Here is a 23044-nt window from a genome sequence, read left to right on the forward strand (position 1 = left end):
AGCTGGCGATGCCAGCTTTTCTTTTGGAGTCTGGTCGATGTCGGAAACCCTGAAGCATGTCCCCGTTTTAACCCCAGCAACCGTCACGGTGGCTGGGATCGCCATTATCGCTACCCGCTGTATCAGCGTGCTGATGCTCGCCAATGAGCTGGGTTATGACGAACTGGTCAACTTTGTGCACCGCAGTGCGCAAGCCTGGGATTCCACCTTTATCTTTATCGCCAGCCAGCTGATCTTTTTATTTGAGCTGCGCTGCGCCTTTACCCTGATGCGAGGCAGTAACCGGGGCCGCTGGGGTTATGTCTCGACTCAGATTGTTGTGCTGGGTTATATGCTGCTGGCGTCGATGGGATGGGTTTACCCGGAAATCTTCAGCATCCACGGTGAGAGCAATGCCCAGATTATCCACCATACGCTGCTACAGAAGCTGCCGGATGCGATGGTGCTGTTGCTGCTGTTTGTCCCGGCCAGCAGCCGCGCTTTTTTCCGTCGCCGGTGATACAATCGGCCCCCGTTTTTCCTCCCGATTCTGAATACAGGCTCCACAATGCATTGCGCGCTTTATGATGCCGGTCGCTGCCGTTCCTGCCAGTGGCTGGAAAAACCCTATCCACAACAGCTGAACGAGAAACAATCGCTGCTCGAAAACCTGCTGGCGCAGCAGGCGGTGAGCGAGTGGTGTCCGCCGGTGACCTCGCCCGCTGAGGGATTTCGTAATAAAGCCAAGATGGTGGTGAGTGGCAGCGTGGAGCGTCCGGTGTTGGGTATGCTGTCACGCGAGGGCGACGCCGTCGATCTCTGCGATTGCCCGCTGTATCCGGCCAGCTTTGCCCCGGTGTTTGCGGTGCTGAAACCCTTTATCGCCCGCGCCGGTTTAACGCCGTACAACGTCGCGCGCAAGCGCGGTGAACTGAAGTTTCTGCTGCTCACCGAAAGTACCCAGGGCGGCATGATGCTGCGTTTTGTGTTGCGTTCCAGCGCCAAGCTGGAGCAACTGCGCGCGGCACTGCCGTGGTTGCAACAACAACTGCCGCAGCTGAAAGTGATTTCTGCCAATATTCAGCCGGTGCATATGGCGATTCTGGAAGGCGACGAGGAGATTGCGCTGACGCCCGATCAGGCCTTAGCGGAGAACTTCAACAACGTGCCGCTGTATATCCGCCCGCAAAGTTTTTTCCAGACTAACCCACAGGTGGCCTCTGCGCTGTACGCCACGGCGCGTGACTGGGTGGCGCAGCTGAAGGTGCACAGCATGTGGGATCTGTTTTGTGGTGTCGGCGGCTTTGGCCTGCACTGCGCCAGCCCTGAGATGCAGCTTACCGGCATTGAAATCAGCGCCGAAGCCATTGCCTGTGCGCGACAGTCGGCGCAGCAGCTGGGTCTGGATAAAGTGAGTTTTGCCGCGCTGGATTCCACGCAGTTCGCCACTGCACGCGATCAGGTGCCGCAGCTGGTACTGGTGAATCCGCCACGTCGCGGCATTGGTACGGCGTTATGTGACTATCTGAGCCAGATGGCGCCGGATTACATCCTCTACTCCAGCTGTAATCCGCAGAGTATGGCGCAGGATATTGCGCGTCTCAGCGATTACGATGTCAGCCGGGTGCAGTTGTTCGATATGTTCCCGCATACCGCCCATTTTGAAGTGCTGACGCTACTGACCAAACGCGGATAGGGTGGGGCGACGCAGCGTTCATCCTGAACTGAGGACAGTGCAGAACCTGTCAGGCTTCGCACTGCGTCGACCCATTATTTTATTCCGGGAACCACTTCTGATTGATTTGCTGGTACGTGCCATTGGCTTTGATCGCCACCAGCGCGCTGTTCAGCTGATCGCGTAATTCGGTGTTTCCTTTACGTACCGCAATCCCCAGCCCGGTGCCAAAATAGCTGGCATCGGTGATATGCGCGCCGACCGGTGCCAGGGAGGCATTGGTCTTCAGCCATTGGTTCACCACGGCGGTATCGCCAAACACACCATCCAGACGACCGTTTTTCAGATCGAGAATCGCGTTCTGGTAGCTGTCATAGGCCACCGCGACCACTTCGGGATGCTGCTCCTGCAGGTATTTCTGGTGCGTGGTGCCGTTTTCCATGCCAATGCGTTTGCCCTTCAGCTGGGCAAAATCACTGAACTGACCTTTGCGGGCGATCACCACCGCCGAGTTGGCGTAATAAGCCTGGGTAAAATCGACCTGCTTGCTGCGATCCGCGGTGATATCCATACCTGAGATGACGGCATCATAGCGGCGGAATTTCAGCGACGGGATTAGGCTGTCAAAAGCGTTGTTGGTGAAGGTACATTCGGCCTTCAGCTGCTGGCATAACGCTTTTGCCAGATCGATATCGAAGCCGACGATTTGATTTTCACGGTCCAGAGATTCAAACGGAGGATAAGTCGCGGAAGAAGCGAAGCGGATTTTTTCCGCTGCAAAGGCATTCATTGCCAGAGTTGCCAGTGCCGCAGCAACGATCCATTTTTTCATTTTGAGACTCCTGTAAATCACTAACGCTCTGAGGGCGAACGCGTGACAAGATGCCATTGAATGAATCTTTATGCAACATTATTGGATAAATAATGAAAAAAGGCGGGATAACCCGCCTGGATATTAATTTCTGCGTTCAAATGCCAGTGCGCGGCGTTCTATCAGACGCATCATCAGCGTCAGCAGGCCGTTGACGCACAGGTAAACCAGCCCGGCGGCGGCAAATACCGTGACATCGTAAGTGCGACCATACAGCAACTGACCGTGGCCCATCACTTCCATCAGGGTGATGGTGTAGGCCAGCGAGGTACTTTTGAACACCAGCACCACCTCATTGGAGTACGAGGACAGCGCGCGTTTAAAGGCATACGGCAGCAGAATACGCAGCGTATCTTTGCGATTCATCCCCAGTGCCGCGCAGGACTGCCACTGGCCGGCAGGAATGGCACGCACCGCGCCATAGAACAGCTGGGTGGTATAGGCCGCGCTGTTCAGCGACAGAGCCAGCATGGCGCACAGCCAGGGCTGGGACAGCAGATGCCACAACCACGGCACATGCTGGATGCTGGGAAACTGTCCAGGTCCGTAGTAGATCAGGAAGATCTGCACCAGCAGCGGCGTACCGGTAAATATCGTGATGTAAACTTTCACGATGGTATTCAGCACCGGGACTTTCAGCGCCAGCACCACGGTGAACAGCAGCGACAGCACCAGCGCGGCAATCAGCGAGGCGAGGGTGAGTGTCAGGCTGGTGTGCAGCCCTTTCAGCAGCTCAGGTAAATATTGCAGCATATCAGGCCCCCCGCTCGAAGCGCGTGGTGCGCAATTCAATACGGCGCAGCACTGCCTGACTGAACAGCGTAATCACCAGATAGATGGCGGCCGCCGCCAGATACCAGGTAAACGGCTCCTGGGTCCGGGTGGCGATACTTTTGGTTTGCAGCATCAGGTCGTTAACGCTGATCAGCGAAACCAGCGCGGTATCTTTCAGCAGCACCAGCCACTGGTTACCGAGCCCCGGCAACGCGTGACGCCACATCTGCGGCATGATCAGTCGGAAGAAAATCGCCGACTTTTTCATCCCCAGCGCCTGGCCGGATTCCCACTGCCCAACGGGCACGGCTTTCAACGCGCCGCGCAGGGTTTGTGATGCATACGCGGAGTAGAGCATCGCCAGCGCAATCACGCCACACAGGAACGGGCTGACATCGAAATTCTCAATCTGCACCTGCACCGGAATGCTGAACAGGCCGAGATTGATATGGAAGCCATCCGACAGCGTCAGCAACAGTTGCGATGCGCCAAAATAGATAAACAGCACCACGAGGATTTCCGGCAGGCCACGGATCAGCGTGACCAGCGCGGTGCCGACCCAAGCGAGCGGCTGCCAGCGCGCCGATTCCCAGCCAGCAAAAATCATCGCCAGCACAAGGCCGGCGATCAGTGCACAAACAGCAAGGCCGACGGTCATACCGGCGGCGCTTGCGAGCGGAATTATTTCATTCATCAGAAATTACTGCTGAAACCATTTGTTGTAGATGGTTTTGTAGGTGCCGTCGGCTTTCACTTTATCCAGCGCAGTGTTGAATTTTTCCTGCAGCTCGGTGTTGCCCATGCGCACCGCAATACCCAGACCGGTGCCGAAGTAAGCTTTATCGGTCACTTTATCACCCAGCGCAGCCAGGTTCGGGTTCTGCTTCAGCCATTCGTTCACCACGGCGGTGTCACCGAACACCGCATCGATACGGCCATTTTTCAGGTCAAGGATGGCGTTTTGATAGCTGTCATACGGCACCACGGTGATGTCGTTATGTTTGTCAGAGAGGTATTTCTGGTGGGTCGTGCCGTTTTGTACACCAACACGTTTGCCTTTCAGGGCAGCCACATCCGCCAGTTTGCCTTTCTGCGCGATGAAGATCGCTGAGTTGTCGTAGTAAGGCTTGGTGAACAGGACCTGCTTTTCACGCTCCGGCGTGATGTCCATACCGGCCATCACCGCATCAAAACGACGGAATTTCAGGCTCGGGATCAGGCTGTCAAAGGCCTGGTTGGTGAAGGTACAGGTTGCATCAATCTCTTTACACAATGCATTCGCCAGGTCGACATCGAAGCCCTGAATTTTGTTGTCCGAATCGACAAACTCAAACGGAGGGTAAGAAGCCTCAGTAGCAAAACGCAGGGTCTGCGCAGCGGAAGCGCTCAGGCTCAAACCGGCAAGCAGTGCAGCAAGTACGACTTTTTTCATTAGAGACATCCTGACTTAGTGCGAAAGATAGTTGGCAAACGCTTCGGTTTGCGGCTGTGTAAAGTGGCTGGCGTCGCCCTGTTCCACAATGTGGCCGTTTTCCATGTACACCACACGGCTGGCGGTTTTACGCGCGACTTCCACTTCATGGGTGACGATCACCTGGGTAATCTGCGTCTGCGCCAGCTCACGAATAATGCTGACGATTTGCGCGGTAATTTCCGGGTCGAGCGCCGCGGTGGGTTCATCAAACAACAACACCTGCGGTTCCATCATCAGGGCGCGGGCAATCGCTACGCGCTGCTGCTGGCCGCCGGAAAGGTGCAGCGGAAAACGGTCGGCATAGGGCGTCAGACGCAGACGATCCAGCAGTTTGTCTGCACGGGCGCGGGCCTGATTTTTGTTGAGACCCAGCACGCGACACGGGGCTTCCATCAGGTTCTGCAACACCGTCAGATGCGGCCACAGGTTGTATTGCTGGAACACCATGCCAACGTTTTGCCGCAGCTCGCGGATCGCGCTGTCTGACGGGGTTTTGCTGAAGTCAAAATGATTACCGGCGATCTGCAAACTGCCGGAGCGCGGTTGCTCCAGCAGATTGAGTACGCGCAGGAGTGAACTCTTACCCGCGCCGCTCGGACCGAGCAACACCAGCGTTTCACCCTGCGGGCAGGCCAGGTTGATATCGAACAGCGCCTGGTGGGCACCGTAAAAACAGTTAATGCCGGTTAGTTGAATACTCATGCGCAATAAATGAATAGCAATTGATGCCGCGAATCTTAACGTCACCAGAATAGTTATGCAATTGAGGTGGGTTAAAATTTATTAAAGAGTCGTTAGACCACAAAAGCGTAGCACAATATCGTGCCACGCAAGTCGGTAGCGGCGCGGGCTGATTAACGTTCTTCCAGCAACTGGCTGAGCGAGCCACCACCCGCATGCGGCCAGTCACCGACGTAGCGCACATCATCCACCACCCAGCAGGTGCCTTCGCGGATCATCAACACCTCATCCTGCCATTTTCTGTCACCGCGGGTTAAATCGACGCGCAGCGGAATATTGCGGGCGTCGCGGTTCGGGATCGAGGAGGCACTGGCGACCTCGGCAGCGGTCGGGCCTTGTGCCAGGCTGGAGAACAGGTCACCCGTGCGCCAGTCGGCGGGTTTATTGCTTAACCCATTGGCCTGCAACAGTTTCTGATACAGGCGATCGCTAAGGTACGGGCGGTATTTTGCCAGTGTCGCATTATCCGGCAATCCCTGTGACGGCTGGCTGACGCGTAAATCGTAGAACTGCTGGGCGACACTGTCCGGACCTCCATCGACGCAGGCCGCTGTACGCGGACCATTATCCTTAATCACCGGCTCCACGGTGGTACAGGCGCTGAGCAGCAGAGCAGCGGGAACAAGCAGCGCAAAGGCTTTGTTTCTCATCTCTATTTCCTTATTGTTCACTGGCAAAGGACGATTTTTAGCATAAAGTATAGCCTTGCATTTACGCCGTAAGAGCTAAAGGAGAGAGCAATGGCGTTTCGTTTGCAGTGGTGCTGGCTGCTGGTGGGGATGTTGCTGTTGAGCGGCTGCAAGTCAACCCTTGAAGCGCGCCACGGTTATTGGGTCGATACCGCGCATCCGGCGCAGGGTGCCAGGCCACGCATCAAAGTCATCGTGATCCATTACACGGCAGAGGATTTTCCTTCTTCGCTGGCGACGCTGACTGACCGTGAAGTCAGTGCCCATTATCTGATTCCGGCACAGCCGCCGCAGCAGCATGGTCAGGGAGTTGTCTGGCAACTGGTGCCGGAAAGCCAGCTGGCGTGGCATGCCGGGCCGAGTTTCTGGCGCGGTGCCACGCGTATTAACGACACCTCGATTGGCATTGAGCTGGTGAACAGTGGTTATCAACGCACCCTGACGGGACTGCGCTGGCAGCCGTTTAACCCAATGCAAATTACGGCGCTGGAGGCTTTAGTCAAAGACATCAGCGCGCGCTACGACATCCCGCCGGAAAATGTGGTGGGCCACAGCGATATTGCGCCGCAACGCAAACAGGACCCTGGGCCGTTGTTTCCCTGGCAGCAACTGGCGCTGGCGGGGCTGGGAGCCTGGCCGGATGCCGCCACGGTACAGCGTTATCTGGCTAACGAGGCGGCGGATGCACCGGTTGATCAGGATGCACTGCTGGACGCCCTGCAACGCTATGGTTACGACGTTGCAGCGGCAGACACCCCGGCGATGCAGCGTAAGTTAATTGCGGCGTTTCAGATGCATTTCAGGCCACGGGATTACCGTGGCCTGGCGGATGCGGAGACGCTGGCGATTGCCCGCGCCTTGCTGGCGAAGTACGGTGCGGCGCAATAGCGCCGCCGAGGATTATTGTTGCAGGAAGGCCTGCCAGTGAGCGACCAGCTGGGTGAGATCCTCACGGCTGATATCCAGATGGGTCACAATGCGTGTGACCGGGCCGACACTTATCAACACATCACGCGCGCTCAGCCAGGCTTGCAATCCTTCAACCTGCTGTGCCGGAACCTTAACAAACAACATGTTGGTCTGCTGGCTCACCACGTCGACGCCGAGGGTTTTCAGCTGTTCGCCAAGCCAGGCGGCGTTGTCGTGATCCTGCTGCAAACGCGTCACGTTATGTTGCAGGGCATATAAGCCCGCTGCGGCCAGAATACCTGCCTGACGCATCCCGCCACCGACCATTTTACGCCAGCGGCGTGCCTGTTCGATGTAGGCCGCCGGGCCGCACAGCAGCGATCCCACCGGGGTACCCAGCCCTTTGGACAGGCAGATGGTCAGGGTATCGCAGTAGCGGGCAATGCCTTCCAGCGTGGTATTTTGCGCTACCACGGCGTTGAAGATACGTGCGCCATCAATATGCAGGGCCAGCTGATGCTGACGCGTAAACTGATACGCCTGCTCCAGATAGCTGAGCGGCAACACTTTACCGTGATGGGTATTTTCCAGGCTGAGCAGGCGGGTGCGTGCAAAATGGATATCGTCCGGTTTAATCGCGGCAGCCACATCGGCCAGCGGCAGGGTGCCGTCTTCTGCGGCAAGGATCGGCTGCGGCTGAATGCTGCCCAGCACGGCGGCACCACCGGCTTCATATTTGTAGTTATGCGCCTGTTGCCCAACGATATATTCATCACCACGCTGGCAATGGCTGAGTAGCGCCACCAGGTTGGCCTGAGTGCCGGTGGGGAAGAACAGCGCCGCTTCTTTGCCGCTCATACAGGCGGCTTCGGCTTCGAGCGCATTGACAGTGGGATCGTCACGGTAGACATCATCGCCAGTTTCGGCAGCCATCATGGCGTCGAGCATGGCGGAACTCGGGCGGGTTACGGTATCACTGCGTAAATCGATCACGTCTCACTCCTGAATGATAAAGCGGTCTGCCCTGGCTCGTAGCGGCGCGATAAATCGCGCCGCTACGGCTGCAGAATAAGTATTCGCATATTATGTTGTTGTCTGGCCTGTCCCGTTTTACCTCAGCCAGTTAGTTTTCGCCAGTTCCACGATCTCATCACCGCGACCATTCAGAATCGCCCGCAGCATATACAGGCTGAAGCCTTTGGCTTGTTCCAGTTTGATTTGTGGCGGGATGGCGAGTTCTTCTTTGGCGGTAATCACATCCAGCAGCACCGGACCGTCGTGGGTGAACGCCTGCTCCAGCGCGCTGTCCAGCTCTGAAGCCTTTTCCACCCGAATGCCTTTGATGCCGCAGGCGGTGGCGATAGCCGCGAAATCGGGGTTCTCCAGCTCGGTGCCATCGGTGAGATAACCCCCGGCTTTCATCTCCATCGCCACAAAGCCCAGCACGCTGTTGTTGAAAATCACCAGCTTCACCGGCAGCTTCAGTTGCGCCACAGAGATAAAATCGCCCATCAGCATACTGAAACCGCCATCGCCACACAGCGCCACCACCTGACGATCACCATCAATTGCCTGGGCGCCCAGCGCCTGTGGCATGGCATTGGCCATCGAACCGTGGTTGAACGAACCCAGCAGTCGCCGCTTACCGTTCATCTTCAGATAACGCGCTGCCCACACCGTCGGGGTACCCACATCGCAGGTAAAGATGGCATCGTCAGCGGCGAAATGGCTGATTTGCTGCGCCAGGTATTGCGGATGAATCGCCTGTTTATCATTGGCTTTAGCCAGCTCGTCCAGCCCTTTGCGTGCCTCGGCATAATGCTCCAGTGCGCTATCCAGATGCTGGCGATCGCGCTTGCTGCTGAGCTGCGGCAGCAGTGCCTGCAAGGTCGCTTTGATATCGCCGACCAGCGCCATATCGACGTGGCTATGCGCGCCGAGGCTGGCAGGATTGATATCAATCTGGATGATGTTGGCCGCGGCCGGATAGAACGGGCGATAAGGGAATTGTGTGCCGAGCAACACCAGGGTACTGGCATTCATCATGGCGTGAAAACCGGACGAGAAACCAATCAAGCCCGTCATGCCAACATCATAAGGGTTATCGTATTCAATATGTTCTTTGCCGCGCATGGCATGCACCACCGGTGCTTTCAGCGTCTCTGCCAGCTTCACCACTTCCGCATGCGCGCCAGCACAGCCGCTGCCGCACAGCAGGGTGATGTTGTCGGCGGCGTTCAGCGTAGCGGCCAGACGGCTGATTTCACTGGTGGATGGCAGCACCTGTGGCAGCTGCGGTGGATACCACTCGGCGCGCGCCCCTTCCGGTGCCGGTTTGAGTGCCACATCGCCCGGCAACACCACCACCGACACGCCACGGTTGAGGATCGCTTTGCGCATTGCGATACCCAGCACCTGCGGCAATTGCTCCGGATTCGACACCAGCTCGCAATAATGGCTGCATTCGCGGAACAACTCCTGCGGATGGGTTTCCTGGAAGTAGCCGCTGCCGATTTCGCTGGAAGGGATATGGGCGGCAATCGCCAGCACCGGTACGTGGTTACGATGGCAATCAAACAGGCCGTTGATCAGGTGCAGGTTGCCCGGCCCACAGGAACCGGCACAAACCGCCAACTGGCCGGTAATCTGCGCTTCGGCACCGGCAGCAAAGGCGGCGACCTCCTCGTGCCGCGTGGGCATCCATTTAATCGTGCCCATACGATTGAGGCTGTCGTTTAACCCATTCAGTGAATCACCGGTAACGCCCCAGATGCGTTTCACACCTGCGTTTTCCAGCGTTTTCGCCAGCAGCGCCGCAACAGTTTGCTTCATCGAACACTCCTTTCCGGGAATTTAAGCTCAGTGAGAAAGGGTAGACGATGGAATCCGGGCGTAGCCGTGAAAAAATGCGCTACGCCGCGAGGGGAGGGGTCAGGCTGAGAACAGGGCGATCAGAATCGGTGCCAGCAGGCTCATGATAAATCCATGCACAATGGCGGCCGGGACAATTTCCATCCCGCCTGCGCGCTGCAAAATTGGCAGAGTGAAATCCATCGAGGTGGCACCGCACAGCCCCAGAGCGGTACAGCGATGGCGGGTGACCAGCAGCGGGATCAGCATGATGGCAAATAATTCACGCAGCAAATCATTGAAGAAAGCGGCGCTGCCCATCACCGGGCCGAAGGCTTCCGTCATCAGGATGCCGGAGAGGGAATACCAGCCAAAACCGCTCGCCAGTGCCAGCCCGGTTTTCAGCGGCAGGCCGAGCAGGCTGGCCGCCAGTGCACCGCCAGCCAGCGCGCTCACCAGCGAAGCCACCGCAACCAGCATGCCACGTCGATTCAGCATCACCTGACGCAAGGTCATGCCACTGCCGCGTAACTGAATTCCTACCAGGAAAAGCATCAGGATCAGCGCGTACTCACTGGCGGTGGCGGCGTGCCGTAATGGCGAGGCATGAGTCAGGCCCAGCAGAAAACCGGCCGCGACGGTCGCGCACAGCTTCACTGACTCCAGCGCCATCTGCCAGCGGGAGGGCAGCGTTTGCGGGCGATGGTTATGTTGCCACGGGTAGCGTTTTTCCAGCAGCCACAGCGCGCCCAGCGAACAGGCGAGAATACACAACATGCTGATCAACGCGGTGTGGAAGATGGTTAGCAGGTTGCTGCCGAGGTTATCGAGAAACGCCAGGCTGATCCCCATAAAAAACAGAATCAGGTACACGATATTACTGAGCATCCGGTTGACCGACTTCAGCAAGCGCGGGCTATGGAACGGCAGCAACCAGCCGACAATCAGCGGCAGCAGGATAATGATCAATCCGGTATACATCATGAGGCAGTTCGTCCCTGAAAAAAGAGGCGTCACGCTAACCAAAAACATCTGAAGTGTAAACCTTTTCCCCGCCAGATAACTTGACCAACGTAACGCGGGCGACCATGCTCAGGCAAAGAAGAGGAAGAACGCTGCGATGATTCTGGAACATATCGATATTCATGGTTTTCGTGGGATTAATCGGCTCTCGTTGCCGCTGACCACCACCAATCTGCTGATCGGGGAAAATGCCTGGGGTAAATCCAGCCTGCTCGATGCCTTGACGTTACTGCTGGCACCCGCGACTGAATCCTATTTGTTCACCGAACATGATTTTCACTTCCCCCCCGGCGACCTTGAAGCGCGCATGCACCAGCTTCAGCTGGTGTTCCGTTTTCGTGCCGAAAATCATGAAGATGAACCCTTACTGGAACCTTTCTGGCAGCGTGATAACGCCGGACGCTACATCAGCTTCAGTGCGCGCGGTAAGCGCCGTGAGCAGGGGGTGAAAACCACGCACCGCTTTATCGATGCCCGGGGTGAGGTGCTGCCGCTGGAAGGGACGGCGCAGGCGCTGGCCCATTTGCGCACCTGGTACCCGGTGTTACGCGTGCGCGATGCCCGTTTTAGCCGACGGGCGCGTCAGGCGGAAAATGATCCGGTGCGGCGCGCCAGCACCATGAGTGAGCTGGCGCTGGAAGTGGATAAGCTGACGCGTGATTTGGTCGCCAGGCCGCAAATGCTCAGTGATGAGTTGCTACGCCAGGGGTTGCACACCATGCAGCAATTGCTGGAACATTATTTTCTGGTGCAGCAACCGGGCGGTAGCGTGGCGCGAGTGGCACCGGAGGTCCGTGACGGTGGCGAGGGCTGGCGTTCGCTGGATCAGCTCAACCACTTAATTGCCGGTACCGAGTCGCGTAGTCGTCAGGTGATTTTGCTGCGTATGTTCTCGTTGCTGATTCAGGCGCACGGCAACGCCCCGTTGCCGGCAGGTGCGCGGCCGCTGTTGCTGGTGGAGGACCCGGAAACCCGCCTGCATCCCATCATGCTGGCGGTGGCGTGGAATTTGCTGGATCTGATGCCGGTGCAAAAAATTGCCACCACCAACTCGGGTGAACTGCTGTCCCAGGTCCCGGTGGAGAATGTCTGCCGTCTGGTGCGTGAGCCGAGCCGGGTTGCCGCCTGGCGCATTGGTCCGGAAGGGTTGAGCGCCGAGGAAAGCCGTCGCATTGGTTTCCACATTCGCGTCAATCGTCCGTCGGCTCTGTTCGCCCGCTGCTGGTTGCTGGTGGAAGGGGAGACCGAGGTGTGGATCATTAACGAACTGGCGCGTCAGCGTGGTCATCACTTTGCGGCGGAAGGGGTCAAAGTGATTGAATTTGCCCAGTCGGGACTGAAACCCTTGCTGAAATTTGCCCGGCGTATGGGCATCGCCTGGCACGTACTGACCGATGGCGACGATGCTGGCAAGAAATATGCCGCGACCGCGCGCAGCCAGCTACAGCCGCACGAACATGAAAACGATCATCTGACACAATTACCTGCGCTGGATATTGAGAATTTCTTCTATAAGCAGGGATTTAATGATGTCTATCATCAGATGGCGCACCTGCCGTTAAACGTACCGATGAATGCCAGGCGTATTATAACCAAAGCCATCCATCACAGTTCGAAGCCGGAACTGGCGATTGCCATAGCCCTGGCCGCTGCCGAGCGCGGGCCAGAGGCGATTCCGCCGCTGCTGGATAGTTTGTTCTCGCGGGTGATGAGGCTGGCGCGCGGTAAGGCCGATTGATTTTATAGAAAAATCTTGTCGCTAAAGGACGTAAAATTCTCAAAAGAAAAATGCCAGCATCACTGGCTGGCATTTTTTTTCGGGAGTGGTCAGAATGGATGAAGAGGCGCAGGGTTATGCCTGGACCGATGTTTCCACCGGCACAATCAAACTGGCATGGTTGCCTTTTGGCCCTTCATGGACATCGAACTGAACCTGCTGGCCGGCTTTCAGCGTTCTGTATCCCTCCATCTGAATCGTGGAGTAGTGTGCGAAGATATCGTCGCCGCCGCCAATCGGACAGATAAAACCGAAGCCTTTGGCGTTGTTGAACCATTTAACAGTACCCGTCTCCATGCTTTTACTTCCCTCGCAAGACATTTTGATAAGTAGGTGAGGTCATTGAAGCTGTGAGTCGAGCTTGTTTAAAACTCAATCAGCTTGTGTAAGTAGAATGTAGAGAAACGGTCCTTATCGTCAAGCAAACGACCCGGGCGCGCAGGGGGAAATTCATCAAAATTTGAGGCAGTTAACGCTATTGCAAATTTTGTGATACAGGTCGCGCATGCGCTTTCAGGTCCAATTTTTCATGAGGGAAAAGTGGCTTGACAGGCATGTTAAACTTTAAGTGTGGGCGCAGCATTGCGCTCAACCGTAACGCAGAATTTCGACGGAACATTATGGCAAACACAAACGACTGGCTTAACTTTGAACATCTGGCCGAAGACAAAGTACGCGAAGGGTTAAAGCCGCCTTCGATGTATAAAGTCATTCTGAATAATGACGATTATACACCTATGGAATTTGTTATTGACGTTCTGCAAAAGTTCTTTTCTTATGATGTAGAACGTGCAACGCAACTGATGTTGAAAGTTCACTACCAGGGAAAGGCAATCTGTGGTGTATTTACTGCGGAAGTGGCGGAAACCAAAGTTGCCCAGGTGAACAATTACGCACGAGATAATGAACATCCGTTGCTGTGTACGCTGGAAAAAGCCTGAAACCGTCTCCATATAGGGGAAAGGTCGTCAGAGCGATAATTGGGGGAGGTGCCTAATGCTCAATCAAGAACTGGAACTCAGTTTAAACATGGCTTTCGCCAGAGCGCGTGAGCACCGTCATGAGTTTATGACCGTCGAGCATCTGTTGCTGGCTCTGCTCAGCAACCCGTCGGCCAGAGAGGCACTGGAAGCCTGTACGGTGGATATAGTGGCTCTGCGGCAGGAACTCGAAGCCTTCATCGAACAAACCACACCGGTGTTGCCCACCAGTGAAGAGGAGCGTGATACACAACCCACGCTCAGCTTCCAGCGTGTGCTGCAGCGTGCGGTTTTCCATGTCCAGTCATCCGGGCGCAGTGAAGTTTCTGGCGCCAACGTGCTGGTCGCCATCTTCAGCGAGCAAGAGTCGCAAGCGGCTTATCTGCTGCGCAAACATGAAGTGAGCCGCCTTGATGTGGTGAACTTTATCTCCCACGGTACGCGTAAAGACGAGCCTGGTCAGGCACAGAATACGGAAAATCCGGTTAACGAAGAGCAGGCAGGCGGGGAGGAACGTATGGAAAACTTCACCACCAATCTTAATCAGCTTGCTCGCGTCGGCGGGATCGACCCGTTGATCGGCCGCGAGAAAGAGCTGGAGCGTGCCATTCAGGTCTTGTGCCGTCGCCGTAAGAATAACCCGCTGCTGGTGGGTGAATCCGGCGTGGGTAAGACCGCCATTGCCGAAGGCCTTGCCTGGCGTATCGTGCAGGGTGATGTGCCGGAAGTGATGAAAGATTGCACCATCTACTCACTGGACATCGGTTCACTGCTGGCAGGCACCAAGTACCGTGGTGACTTTGAAAAACGTTTCAAAGCGCTGCTGAAACAGCTGGAGCAGGATAACAGCAGCATTCTGTTCATCGACGAAATCCACACCATTATCGGTGCGGGTGCAGCGTCGGGTGGCCAGGTGGATGCGGCAAACCTGATCAAGCCGCTGCTTTCCAGCGGTAAAATCCGCGTGATGGGTTCCACAACCTATCAGGAATTTAGCAACATTTTCGAGAAAGACCGGGCGCTGGCGCGTCGTTTCCAGAAAATCGACATTACCGAACCGTCGGTTGAAGAAACCGTGCAGATCCTCAATGGTCTGAAACCGAAATACGAAGCGCACCATGATGTCCGTTACACAGCCAAAGCGGTGCGTGCGGCGGTCGAGCTGGCAGTGAAATACATCAACGATCGTCATTTGCCTGATAAGGCGATTGATGTGATTGATGAAGCCGGTGCGCGTGCGCGTCTGGTTCCGGCCAGCAAGCGTAAAAAAACCGTCAATGTGTCTGACATCGAAACGGTGGTGGCACGTATCGCACGTATTCCGGAACAAAGTGTTTCGGCGACCGATCGCGATACGCTGAAAAACCTCGGCGATCGTCTGAAAATGCTGGTGTTTGGCCAGGACAATGCGATTGAAGCCCTGACCGAAGCCATCAAGATGAGCCGTGCAGGTCTGGGCCAGGATCGTAAACCGGTCGGTTCCTTCCTGTTTGCCGGTCCAACCGGTGTCGGTAAGACCGAAGTCACGGTGCAGCTGGCGAAAGCGCTCGGCATTGAGTTGCTGCGTTTTGATATGTCGGAATATATGGAACGTCATACGGTGAGCCGTCTGATTGGTGCACCTCCGGGGTATGTTGGCTTTGACCAGGGTGGCTTGCTCACCGATGCGGTGATCAAACATCCGCACGCCGTGGTACTGCTCGATGAAATCGAGAAAGCGCACCCGGATGTGTTCAACCTGCTGTTGCAGGTGATGGACAACGGCATGCTGACGGATAACAACGGCCGTAAAGCGGATTTCCGCAATGTGGTGCTGGTGATGACCACTAACGCCGGTGTGCGTGAGACTGAACGTAAGTCGATTGGCCTGATTCAGCAGGACAACAGCACCGACGCGATGGAAGAGATCAAAAAAATCTTTACGCCGGAGTTCCGTAACCGCCTCGATAACATTATCTGGTTCCGTCACCTGTCTGCTGAGGTGATTCATCAGGTGGTGGATAAATTTATTGTCGAGTTGCAGGCACAGCTGGATGCGAAAGGCGTGTCGCTGGAAGTCAGCGATGACGCGCGTGACTGGCTGGCTGAGAAAGGGTATGACAAAGCGATGGGCGCGCGTCCGATGGCGCGTACCGTGCAGGAAAACCTGAAAAAACCGCTCGCCAACGAACTGCTGTTTGGTTCGCTGGTGGATGGGGGTTCAGTGTCCGTCGCGCTGGATAAAGAGAAAAACCAGCTCACCTACCATTTCCTCAGTGCGGAAAAACGTAAAACCGAAGGGACTGTGCATTAATCACAGTACAAAAAAACCCTGGTGCATTGCATCAGGGTTTTTTCATGGAAGCGGGAACGCAGATATTTTCATACTCTACCCATTTTACCTGAACAGGTTCAGTGAGCAGGCGTTAAGCCGTCTTCTGTTGCTGGCTTTTTACTTTTCGCTCACCAGAAATTTCAGCTGCCGCTGTTCTGAATTTGTCAGACATTAATGTGTTAGCGTTGGCAAGCAACAGAGCTCTGACTTCATCGCGCGACAACCGTTTTTCGTTACGATCACTCATAGAGCCTCCTGTAAACAAGCACATATTATAATCAAACGTAAGAGGGAAGTCATCCTCACCAGTCGACCCTGAGGTTCGAACGTCGCAAAATGTTTTGCTGGACACTGGTTAACGCATTGAAATCTGCATACATGACATTCTTATCCTGGCGATAAGAGAAGCCAAACTTACTGTAGTGTTCAATCAAATCAGGATCGGGTTGGATAATAAAAGCACCAACGCTGTCATCTATACTGGCAAGAAGATCGGTCATAGCGATAACAGCCAGGGTGGTCAGTCTCCCTTTTAAAGGATGTGACGCGTCATCCTTCACCAATGATTCAATCATAAAAAGATGCAGATGCTTATCCGCTGCAGAATAGATTGCCAGGAAGGCACCCTCCACATCCTGGCTGCCTTTCACTTTAAACCCGGCACTGAAACTCTCTTCATGCAGAAAATGCGGAAAATAATTCAGCCAATTTAGTCTGGATTTATGGTTTTTGGCCAGGGAGGCAAAATCATCCTCGGTAAGCCATGCGACAGTTAAGTCCAGGTTTGCTTTATCAATGAGCTGCTGAACGAATATGAGGGTTTCACTGCAGGATTTTTTGAACTCGACCAATGTCATCATAAGTGAACAAACCCAATCATTCCGTTGATGTGATTAGGTATATGATTCCCGGCGAAATAATCGCTGTCAATGGCAAGAGGGCAAAATAGCGCATGAAAAAGGCCGGATGCGAATCCGGCCTTTTTTCGCGTTCAGAAAACGCGTGATATGAGTAGCGTCTTAGCGACTACGGAAGACAATGCGGCCTTTGCTCAGGTCGTACGGGGTCAACTCGACAGTCACTTTGTCGCCCGTCAGGATGCGGATGTAGTTTTTGCGCATTTTACCGGAGATATGAGCGGTAACCACGTGCCCGTTTTCAAGTTCTACGCGGAACATGGTGTTAGGTAACGTATCCAGTACGGTACCTTGCATTTCAATATTGTCTTCTTTGGCCATCGAATCCTCTGGGTGAACTACCAAACTGTTGAACCGGCAAGATAATGCCGAATTCCATGATTTATGTAAAGAAACGTTGGTGATTTTGCCAACACTTCGCCGTGCGTCGCGCCAATGCGCGTGCATTACGGATTAAATTCGGGTGTTTTTGACGTCTGCGGGGGATTAGCGGGCTAAGAATCTGTAGCAATCGGCATCGGGCGCACAACTGAAACAGCTTCGGGAAAACAGTCACTTTCCCAGCCTGGCAATTCCGGCTCGCCACAGCGAAGCGCGGACGACATACCAAACTCGCTTATTATATCACTTTTGCCGCGTATTGTGTGCAAAACATCTGCGCGGGCCGTCAAAAAAGGGTTTGTGTTTGCCAGCAACCGGGCAAAACTGGCTGCCACGCCAGCGATTGTACATACTGCAAATAATCGACGCGTGGAATTTCGACTGCGCCTAAAGACGCGGTATGGGGATTCAGTACCTGGCAATCAATCAGCCGTCCGTTGTGGCCGAGAAAGTGCTGACTGAAGACCCACAACGCGGTTTTGGAGGCATTTTCCTGACGGCTGAACATCGACTCACCGCAAAAGATCTGGCCCAGTGCCAGCCCATATAATCCCCCGACCAGCCGCTGTTCCTGCCATACCTCAACCGAATGAGCATGCCCCAGTTCATACAATCGCAGCCACGCGCGCTTTACCTCGAAAGTGATCCAGGTACCTTCCTGACGATGGCTGGCGCAGCCTTCCAGTACCTGAGCGAACGCCTGATTCATGGTGACCCGATAAGGGGAGCTTCGGTGAAAACGCGCCATGCTACGGCTGAGGTGGAAAGATTCCGGCAACATGACGGCGCGCGGATCGGGTGACCACCAGAGAATTGGATCGCCCGGTGAGAACCAGGGGAAAATGCCACGCTGGTACGCATTCATCAAACGGGCAGGGGAAAGATCTCCGCCCATCGCCAGCAAGCCGTTCGGCTCACGTAGCGCCATTTCCGGGGGCGGAAAATGCAGCGAATCACGTGACAGTTGGACCAGTCTCATTGCGTTAAGTACCCTTACGGCAGTTCGCTAAGACTATAGCGCAAACCGTTGGTGGAAACGCCAGTAGCGTCCTTCTTTTGAGATTAATTCGTCATGAGAACCGGATTCAATAATCTGTCCCTGATCCATCACACAAATGCGGTCCATTTGCGCCAGCCCACTCAGGCGATGCGTCACCATAATCAGCGTTTTCCCATGGGTGACATGCTGCAACAGCGCCAGAATCTGCTGCTCGGTGCTGGCATCCAACCCTTCAGTGGGTTCATCAAGCAGCCAGAGGTCTCCGTCATGCAGCAACGCGCGCGCAATTGCCAGACGACGCATCTCGCCACCGGAAAGGGGACGGCCACCTTCTCCCATCCAGGCATTCAACCCTTCGCTGTGATCGGCCAGATGGCTAAGCCCCACCTGATGCAGAGCATCGGTAAGCGCCTGGTCATTGGCAGCGGGGGAGGCCAGCAGCAGGTTATCACGCAAAGTCTGGCTGAACAGATGTACCCGTTGCGTCACCACGCTGATGCGCTGACGCAGCGTGGTTTCGTCCCAGTTCTCCAGCGGAATCCCGTTCAGCACGATCTGGCCTTGCTGTGCTTCCCAGCCGCGGGTGATTAATGCCAGCAGGCTGGATTTACCGCAACCGGTAGGCCCAAGCAACGCCAGGTGTTCACCGGTGTGTAAACTCAGGGAGAAGTTATGCAACACCGCTTCCGGGCGCTGTGGGTAGCTGAACTGAATATTCTCCAGTGTCAGGCTAATGCCCGCTGGCGTGTTAATTCTCGCTGATGGAAAACGGATGGCCGGAGGTTGATCGATAATTTCCTGCACCCGTTGTGCCGCGCTGGTGACCTGAGCCAGTGGCAAAAATGCCCCGGCAACCGGTGCCAGGGCTTCAAAGGCTGCCAGCCCACAGAAGACGAACAGTGCGATAAATGCCCCCGGGGCGCTATCTCCGCCGACGCCGGCAGCCGCCACCCACAGCAGCAGCGTCACGGTGACACCGGTAATCAGCAGCAACAGACTTTGCGCCACAGCCTGCAAACGATGCTGTTTACGCTGAGCCTGTTGCCAGTCAATCTCTTCGCCATCGAGCTGTGCACGCCAGCGCGGGGCTGCGCCATAGATTTGCAGCTCGGCCAGCCCGGTGAGCCAGTGCGTCAGTTGTAAACGCCAGTTAGCCTGATGCTGAGCGATACGTAGGCCCGCGCTGGCACCAACGCGCCAGAACAGCGGTGGCATCATTAGCAGGGTTGCCAGCATGATGCCACCCAGCAGCAGCGCCAGTGGCACATCCAGCCAGGATAAACCCAACGTCACTGCGAGGATAACCACAGCGGCCCCTGCCAGCGGGGAGATAACGCGCAGATAGAGATGGTCGAGCGTGTCGACATCGCTAACAAAACGGTTGAGCAGGTCTCCCTGGCGAAACTGCGCCAGCTGCTGCGGTGCCAGAGCAATTAATTTGCTGAAGGTGAAGACGCGTAAATGTTGCAGCACGCGGAAAGTCGCATCGTGACTGACCAGGCGTTCGAAATAACGTGCTGCGGTGCGAATGATTGCCGCTCCCCGCACCCCGGCAGCCGGTAACATATAGTTGAAGCTGTAGAGACCGGCAACGCCCGCCACGGAGGAGGCGGCGAGGAACCAGCCGGACAAGGTCAGCAAACCAATGCTCGCCAGCAGGGTAGCGATGGCCAGGATCATTCCCAGGCCAAGACGCCACGGATGACGTCGCCATAAACGTAAAAAAGGATTCAGGCTATGCATCAGGCAATCTCCTTCTGACGATGCTGTACCATCTCGCGTAACGGACCTTCCTGCTGATGTAGCTGTTGCCAGCTGCCTTGCTGCACCAATTGGCCGCTTTGCATCACCCAGATTTCGTCCCAGCTGTCGAGATCGCTCAGCTGATGGGTAATCATCAGGGTGGTTTGTTGCGTTGCGGCCTGTTTGAGGGCCGCCATGACATGTTGTTCGCTCTGGCTATCCAACCCCGAACCCGGTTCATCCAGCAGCAGGAGTTGCGCGGGTTTCAGCAGCGCACGGGCAACCGCAACGCGCTGGGCCTGGCCGACAGATAAACCGGTGGCGCTATCACCGAGGGGCGTCTCCAGCCCCTGCGGCAAGCGTGGCAGAAATTCCGCTACGCCAGCACACTCCAGCGCCCGCGCCAGCTCTGCCTCGGCGACGCTACGTCCCATCAATATATTTTCACGCAAAGTAGCAGCGGGTAAGTGCGGGTTTTGCCCGACCCAGGCCAGCTGTTGCTGCCAGCTGGCACGATCAACTTCGCGCAACTCCATCCCGTTGATTTTCAGCGAACCCTGATAAGGCAGGAAGCCGAGCAGCACATTCATCAGGGCGGTTTTGCCCGCGCCACTTTGCCCAACCAGCGCCACGCGTTTTCCTGCCGCGAGGCTGAAGGTTAACGGCTGAGACAACGCTTCGCCGCGGGCGGTCATGACCACCACGGCGCTGGCTTCCAGCGCAAGAGGGGCGGAAAACCTGACAGCGGCACCTGCTGCTACGGGTGTGTCCGGGCTGTCTTGCAGAAAGCGGTCCAGTGCATCCGCCCCGCCTACGGCCTGAGCTTTGGCATGGTAAAAGGTGCCTAAATCACGCAGCGGCTGGAAGAATTCCGGAGCAAGAATTAAGGCCAGGAAACCCGCAAACAGCGTCACGCCGCTGTGGTAGTGACCAAAATTCAGTTCGCCAAGATAGGAAAAGCCGAAATAGACCGCCACCACGGCAATCGCCAGTGAAGCGAAAAACTCCAGCACGGCTGACGAGAGGAAAGCGAGGCGCAGCACTTCCATGGTGCGCTGACGAAAATCAGTGGTGGTGCGGCTGATAGCCTGTTGTTCGGCGCTGGCGCGATCAAACAGCCGCAGCGTTTCACGACCACGCAGACGATCGTAAAAATCGCCGCTGAGCCTGGCCAGCGCGAGAAAATTACGTCGGTTGGCATCGGCAGCCCCCATACCGACCATCGCCATAAACAGCGGAATGAGCGGGGCGGTGACCAGCAGAATTAATCCGGCAGCCCAGTTAATCGGGAAAATCGCCACCAGAATGGCGCAGGGAATAAATACCGCCAGCGTCATCTGCGGCAGATAGCGGGCGTAATACTCCTGCATCTCCTCAATCTGCTCCAGCAGCAGTGTCGCCCAGCTCCCGGCGGGTTTACCCTGAATCCAGGCGGGTCCCAGGGCGTCAAGGCGGTCCAGTACCTGCTGGCGTAGCGCCCGGCGGATCGCCATCCCCGCGCGCTGTCCGGCCATTTCACGGCCATAGTTCAATCCGGCGCGCAGTACAAAGCACAGCAGCAGCAGGGCGAATGGGTTCAGTAGTTCGGCACGGGGTTGATGGGTGATGATCAGCGCCTGTAACAGCGTGGCGAGCAGCCATGCCTGGGCAATGATTACCAGCGCGCTGGCAAAACCCAGCAGGGAAACCAGACGCAGGCTGCGTGCACCGTGATGACGTTGCTGGCGAAGCCAGCGGATAAGTTCCTGTTGCCGTGATTTGTTCATGCGAAGCCGTTCGATGATTCAGATGAGGGGCCGTGGAGAGGGGAAACCTCTGCAAGGTCAGGCGCATGAACTGTAGCACGCAGGTAATAAAAAAGGCGACCAAAACAGGTCGCCTCAGGCAATTATGATCAGGTTATTAACAAGTTACTTATCGTTTTTAACCAGACCATCAAGGTAACGTTCAGCATCCAGCGCTGCCATACAACCGGTACCGGCGGAGGTGATCGCCTGGCGGTAGATATGGTCCATGACATCACCGGCGGCAAAGACGCCCGGGATGCTGGTCTGGGTGGCGTTGCCGTGCAGACCGGACTGAACTTTGATGTAACCATTCTCCAGCGCCAGCTGACCTTCGAAGATCGCCGTGTTAGGGCTATGACCGATGGCAACAAACAGACCGGCGACTTCCAGCGATTCTGGCTCCTCACCTTTGGTTGACAGCAACTTCAGGCCAGTTACACCCATCTGATCGCCCACCACTTCATCCAGGGTGCGATCGGTATGTAACACGATATTGCCGTTGCGAACTTTTTCCATCAGACGATCGATAAGGATCTTCTCGGCACGGAAGTTGTCACGACGGTGGATCAGGTGAACTTCAGCAGCGATATTCGCCAGATACAGCGCTTCTTCCACGGCGGTGTTACCCCCGCCAATCACCGCGACTTTTTGGTTACGGTAGAAAAAGCCGTCGCAGGTGGCGCAGGCCGAAACGCCTTTGCCTTTAAACGCTTCTTCTGAAGGCAGGCCGAGGTAACGGGCAGAAGCCCCTGTCGCGATGATCAGCGCATCAGCGGTATATTCACCGCTGTCACCGGTCAGGCGGAACGGACGGTTCTGCAAATCGACGGTGTGGATATGGTCGAAAATGATCTCGGTGTTGAACTTCTCCGCATGCTCATGCATGCGTTCCATCAGCGATGGGCCTGTCAGATCGTGCGGGTCGCCCGGCCAGTTTTCTACCTCAGTAGTGGTGGTGAGCTGACCACCTTTTTCCAGACCGGTAATCAATACCGGATTCAGGTTGGCGCGTGCGGCATAGACTGCAGCGGTGTAACCGGCAGGGCCGGAGCCCAGAATGAGCAGCTTACTGTGTTTGGCCGTACTCATGTGTTCCTCAGTTTCTTGTCTGACAACATAGCGAATGATTGTAGGGAAATTACCGGCGCAAAAAAAGTCTT

General features: G+C 55.8%; 23 protein-coding genes. 6 read left to right on the plus strand and 17 right to left on the minus strand.

Features of this window, described 5'->3' with window-relative positions; genetic code table 11:
• Nucleotides 1-37 precede the first annotated feature (37 nt).
• Nucleotides 38-499 (plus strand): YbjO family protein, encoded by a 462-nt coding sequence (locus CUN67_RS06375; protein WP_208714483.1) that lies wholly within the window; start codon nucleotides 38-40, stop codon nucleotides 497-499.
• 48 nt (nucleotides 500-547) lie between these two features.
• Nucleotides 548-1675 (plus strand): 23S rRNA (uracil(747)-C(5))-methyltransferase RlmC, encoded by a 1128-nt coding sequence (rlmC, locus tag CUN67_RS06380; RefSeq protein ID WP_208714484.1) that lies wholly within the window; start codon nucleotides 548-550, stop codon nucleotides 1673-1675.
• Nucleotides 1676-1754: 79 nt separating this feature from the next.
• On the opposite strand, the gene artJ (CUN67_RS06385) is transcribed toward rlmC, so the two are convergent.
• The 6 genes from artJ (CUN67_RS06385) to CUN67_RS06410 all read right to left on the minus strand — a co-directional run bounded on the left by artJ (CUN67_RS06385) (nucleotide 1755) and on the right by CUN67_RS06410 (nucleotide 6164).
• On the minus strand, nucleotides 1755-2486 hold the full coding sequence (gene artJ / locus CUN67_RS06385) for an arginine ABC transporter substrate-binding protein (RefSeq protein ID WP_208714485.1): 732 nt from the start codon (nucleotides 2484-2486) through the stop codon (nucleotides 1755-1757).
• Between the two features lie 123 nt (nucleotides 2487-2609).
• Nucleotides 2610-3278 carry an arginine ABC transporter permease ArtM gene (artM, locus tag CUN67_RS06390; protein ID WP_208714486.1) on the minus strand — a complete coding sequence of 223 codons (669 nt, stop codon included), beginning with the start codon at nucleotides 3276-3278 and terminating at the stop codon, nucleotides 2610-2612.
• A 1-nt stretch (nucleotide 3279) separates the two neighbouring features.
• Complete coding sequence (gene artQ, locus CUN67_RS06395; RefSeq protein ID WP_208714487.1) at nucleotides 3280-3993, minus strand: arginine ABC transporter permease ArtQ; 714 nt, start codon at nucleotides 3991-3993, stop codon at nucleotides 3280-3282.
• A 6-nt stretch (nucleotides 3994-3999) separates the two neighbouring features.
• Nucleotides 4000-4731, minus strand: coding sequence for an arginine ABC transporter substrate-binding protein (artJ, locus tag CUN67_RS06400; protein WP_208714488.1), 732 nt, complete (start codon nucleotides 4729-4731; stop codon nucleotides 4000-4002).
• 15 nt (nucleotides 4732-4746) lie between these two features.
• The gene (gene artP, locus CUN67_RS06405) at nucleotides 4747-5475 is read right to left on the minus strand and encodes an arginine ABC transporter ATP-binding protein ArtP (RefSeq protein WP_208714489.1); all 729 of its coding nucleotides are present in this window, start codon (nucleotides 5473-5475) and stop codon (nucleotides 4747-4749) included.
• A gap of 152 nt (nucleotides 5476-5627) precedes the next feature.
• Nucleotides 5628-6164, minus strand: coding sequence for a lipoprotein (locus CUN67_RS06410; protein ID WP_208714490.1), 537 nt, complete (start codon nucleotides 6162-6164; stop codon nucleotides 5628-5630).
• Between the two features lie 90 nt (nucleotides 6165-6254).
• On the opposite strand from CUN67_RS06410, the gene CUN67_RS06415 reads away from it, so the two are divergent.
• Nucleotides 6255-7091, plus strand: a complete 837-nt coding sequence (locus CUN67_RS06415) for an N-acetylmuramoyl-L-alanine amidase (protein ID WP_208714491.1) — start codon at nucleotides 6255-6257, stop codon at nucleotides 7089-7091.
• A gap of 12 nt (nucleotides 7092-7103) precedes the next feature.
• Here CUN67_RS06415 and ltaE read toward each other — a convergent pair whose 3' ends face one another.
• The 3 genes from ltaE to CUN67_RS06430 all read right to left on the minus strand — a co-directional run bounded on the left by ltaE (nucleotide 7104) and on the right by CUN67_RS06430 (nucleotide 10943).
• A complete protein-coding gene (gene ltaE / locus CUN67_RS06420) occupies nucleotides 7104-8105 on the minus strand; it encodes a low-specificity L-threonine aldolase (protein WP_208714492.1) in 1002 nt (333 codons plus the stop codon).
• 117 nt (nucleotides 8106-8222) lie between these two features.
• Nucleotides 8223-9944, minus strand: coding sequence for a ubiquinone-dependent pyruvate dehydrogenase (gene poxB, locus CUN67_RS06425; RefSeq protein ID WP_208714493.1), 1722 nt, complete (start codon nucleotides 9942-9944; stop codon nucleotides 8223-8225).
• Nucleotides 9945-10043: 99 nt separating this feature from the next.
• On the minus strand, nucleotides 10044-10943 hold the full coding sequence (locus CUN67_RS06430) for a lysine exporter LysO family protein (protein WP_208717085.1): 900 nt from the start codon (nucleotides 10941-10943) through the stop codon (nucleotides 10044-10046).
• Nucleotides 10944-11082: 139 nt separating this feature from the next.
• On the opposite strand from CUN67_RS06430, the gene CUN67_RS06435 reads away from it, so the two are divergent.
• Nucleotides 11083-12723 (plus strand): ATP-dependent nuclease, encoded by a 1641-nt coding sequence (locus CUN67_RS06435; RefSeq protein WP_208714494.1) that lies wholly within the window; start codon nucleotides 11083-11085, stop codon nucleotides 12721-12723.
• A 114-nt stretch (nucleotides 12724-12837) separates the two neighbouring features.
• On the opposite strand, the gene cspD is transcribed toward CUN67_RS06435, so the two are convergent.
• Nucleotides 12838-13059 (minus strand): cold shock-like protein CspD, encoded by a 222-nt coding sequence (cspD, locus tag CUN67_RS06440; RefSeq protein WP_084873687.1) that lies wholly within the window; start codon nucleotides 13057-13059, stop codon nucleotides 12838-12840.
• A gap of 323 nt (nucleotides 13060-13382) precedes the next feature.
• Between cspD and clpS the strand changes: the two genes are divergently transcribed.
• Nucleotides 13383-13703: an ATP-dependent Clp protease adapter ClpS gene (clpS, locus tag CUN67_RS06445; RefSeq protein WP_021182586.1), complete on the plus strand. Its 321-nt coding sequence runs from the start codon at nucleotides 13383-13385 to the stop codon at nucleotides 13701-13703.
• 55 nt (nucleotides 13704-13758) lie between these two features.
• Entirely contained in the window at nucleotides 13759-16035 is a 2277-nt protein-coding gene (gene clpA / locus CUN67_RS06450) for an ATP-dependent Clp protease ATP-binding subunit ClpA (RefSeq protein WP_084873688.1), read from the plus strand.
• 112 nt (nucleotides 16036-16147) lie between these two features.
• On the opposite strand, the gene CUN67_RS06455 is transcribed toward clpA, so the two are convergent.
• From CUN67_RS06455 to trxB, 7 genes are all read right to left on the minus strand, one after another.
• Nucleotides 16148-16303 (minus strand): hypothetical protein, encoded by a 156-nt coding sequence (locus CUN67_RS06455; RefSeq protein WP_208714495.1) that lies wholly within the window; start codon nucleotides 16301-16303, stop codon nucleotides 16148-16150.
• 55 nt (nucleotides 16304-16358) lie between these two features.
• A complete protein-coding gene (locus CUN67_RS06460; RefSeq protein WP_208714496.1) occupies nucleotides 16359-16916 on the minus strand; it encodes a hypothetical protein in 558 nt (185 codons plus the stop codon).
• Nucleotides 16917-17075: 159 nt separating this feature from the next.
• Nucleotides 17076-17294, minus strand: coding sequence for a translation initiation factor IF-1 (gene infA / locus CUN67_RS06465; protein WP_002211347.1), 219 nt, complete (start codon nucleotides 17292-17294; stop codon nucleotides 17076-17078).
• A gap of 346 nt (nucleotides 17295-17640) precedes the next feature.
• Nucleotides 17641-18333 (minus strand): leucyl/phenylalanyl-tRNA--protein transferase, encoded by a 693-nt coding sequence (aat, locus tag CUN67_RS06470; RefSeq protein ID WP_208714497.1) that lies wholly within the window; start codon nucleotides 18331-18333, stop codon nucleotides 17641-17643.
• Nucleotides 18334-18366: 33 nt separating this feature from the next.
• Complete coding sequence (gene cydC, locus CUN67_RS06475; RefSeq protein ID WP_208714498.1) at nucleotides 18367-20097, minus strand: heme ABC transporter ATP-binding protein/permease CydC; 1731 nt, start codon at nucleotides 20095-20097, stop codon at nucleotides 18367-18369.
• Nucleotides 20097-21863, minus strand: coding sequence for a heme ABC transporter permease/ATP-binding protein CydD (gene cydD / locus CUN67_RS06480; RefSeq protein WP_208714499.1), 1767 nt, complete (start codon nucleotides 21861-21863; stop codon nucleotides 20097-20099). Before cydD ends, cydC begins: the two co-directional genes overlap by 1 nt.
• A 144-nt stretch (nucleotides 21864-22007) precedes the next feature.
• Nucleotides 22008-22973: a thioredoxin-disulfide reductase gene (trxB, locus tag CUN67_RS06485; RefSeq protein ID WP_208714500.1), complete on the minus strand. Its 966-nt coding sequence runs from the start codon at nucleotides 22971-22973 to the stop codon at nucleotides 22008-22010.
• Nucleotides 22974-23044: the final 71 nt, after the last annotated feature.

Origin of the sequence: Pantoea cypripedii (assembly GCF_011395035.1) — a bacterium.
In the GTDB taxonomy this organism is placed as follows: domain Bacteria; phylum Pseudomonadota; class Gammaproteobacteria; order Enterobacterales; family Enterobacteriaceae; genus Pantoea; species Pantoea cypripedii_A.

Bases quoted from the DNA above. Each gene is read 5' to 3' on its own strand.
- artP (WP_208714489.1), bottom strand. From the start codon at position 5,475: ATGAGTATTCAACTAACCGGCATTAACTGTTTTTACGGTGCCCACCAG.
- infA (WP_002211347.1), bottom strand. From the start codon at position 17,294: ATGGCCAAAGAAGACAATATTGAAATGCAAGGTACCGTACTGGATACG.
- artJ (WP_208714485.1), bottom strand. From the start codon at position 2,486: ATGAAAAAATGGATCGTTGCTGCGGCACTGGCAACTCTGGCAATGAAT.
- clpA (WP_084873688.1), top strand. From the start codon at position 13,759: ATGCTCAATCAAGAACTGGAACTCAGTTTAAACATGGCTTTCGCCAGA.
- artQ (WP_208714487.1), bottom strand. From the start codon at position 3,993: ATGAATGAAATAATTCCGCTCGCAAGCGCCGCCGGTATGACCGTCGGC.
- clpS (WP_021182586.1), top strand. From the start codon at position 13,383: ATGGCAAACACAAACGACTGGCTTAACTTTGAACATCTGGCCGAAGAC.
- CUN67_RS06415 (WP_208714491.1), top strand. From the start codon at position 6,255: ATGGCGTTTCGTTTGCAGTGGTGCTGGCTGCTGGTGGGGATGTTGCTG.
- cydC (WP_208714498.1), bottom strand. From the start codon at position 20,097: ATGCATAGCCTGAATCCTTTTTTACGTTTATGGCGACGTCATCCGTGG.
- artM (WP_208714486.1), bottom strand. From the start codon at position 3,278: ATGCTGCAATATTTACCTGAGCTGCTGAAAGGGCTGCACACCAGCCTG.
- cydD (WP_208714499.1), bottom strand. From the start codon at position 21,863: ATGAACAAATCACGGCAACAGGAACTTATCCGCTGGCTTCGCCAGCAA.
- CUN67_RS06460 (WP_208714496.1), bottom strand. From the start codon at position 16,916: ATGATGACATTGGTCGAGTTCAAAAAATCCTGCAGTGAAACCCTCATA.
- trxB (WP_208714500.1), bottom strand. From the start codon at position 22,973: ATGAGTACGGCCAAACACAGTAAGCTGCTCATTCTGGGCTCCGGCCCT.
- CUN67_RS06375 (WP_208714483.1), top strand. From the start codon at position 38: ATGTCGGAAACCCTGAAGCATGTCCCCGTTTTAACCCCAGCAACCGTC.
- CUN67_RS06430 (WP_208717085.1), bottom strand. From the start codon at position 10,943: ATGTATACCGGATTGATCATTATCCTGCTGCCGCTGATTGTCGGCTGG.
- CUN67_RS06410 (WP_208714490.1), bottom strand. From the start codon at position 6,164: ATGAGAAACAAAGCCTTTGCGCTGCTTGTTCCCGCTGCTCTGCTGCTC.
- artJ (WP_208714488.1), bottom strand. From the start codon at position 4,731: ATGAAAAAAGTCGTACTTGCTGCACTGCTTGCCGGTTTGAGCCTGAGC.
- CUN67_RS06435 (WP_208714494.1), top strand. From the start codon at position 11,083: ATGATTCTGGAACATATCGATATTCATGGTTTTCGTGGGATTAATCGG.
- cspD (WP_084873687.1), bottom strand. From the start codon at position 13,059: ATGGAGACGGGTACTGTTAAATGGTTCAACAACGCCAAAGGCTTCGGT.
- rlmC (WP_208714484.1), top strand. From the start codon at position 548: ATGCATTGCGCGCTTTATGATGCCGGTCGCTGCCGTTCCTGCCAGTGG.
- CUN67_RS06455 (WP_208714495.1), bottom strand. From the start codon at position 16,303: ATGAGTGATCGTAACGAAAAACGGTTGTCGCGCGATGAAGTCAGAGCT.
- poxB (WP_208714493.1), bottom strand. From the start codon at position 9,944: ATGAAGCAAACTGTTGCGGCGCTGCTGGCGAAAACGCTGGAAAACGCA.
- aat (WP_208714497.1), bottom strand. From the start codon at position 18,333: ATGAGACTGGTCCAACTGTCACGTGATTCGCTGCATTTTCCGCCCCCG.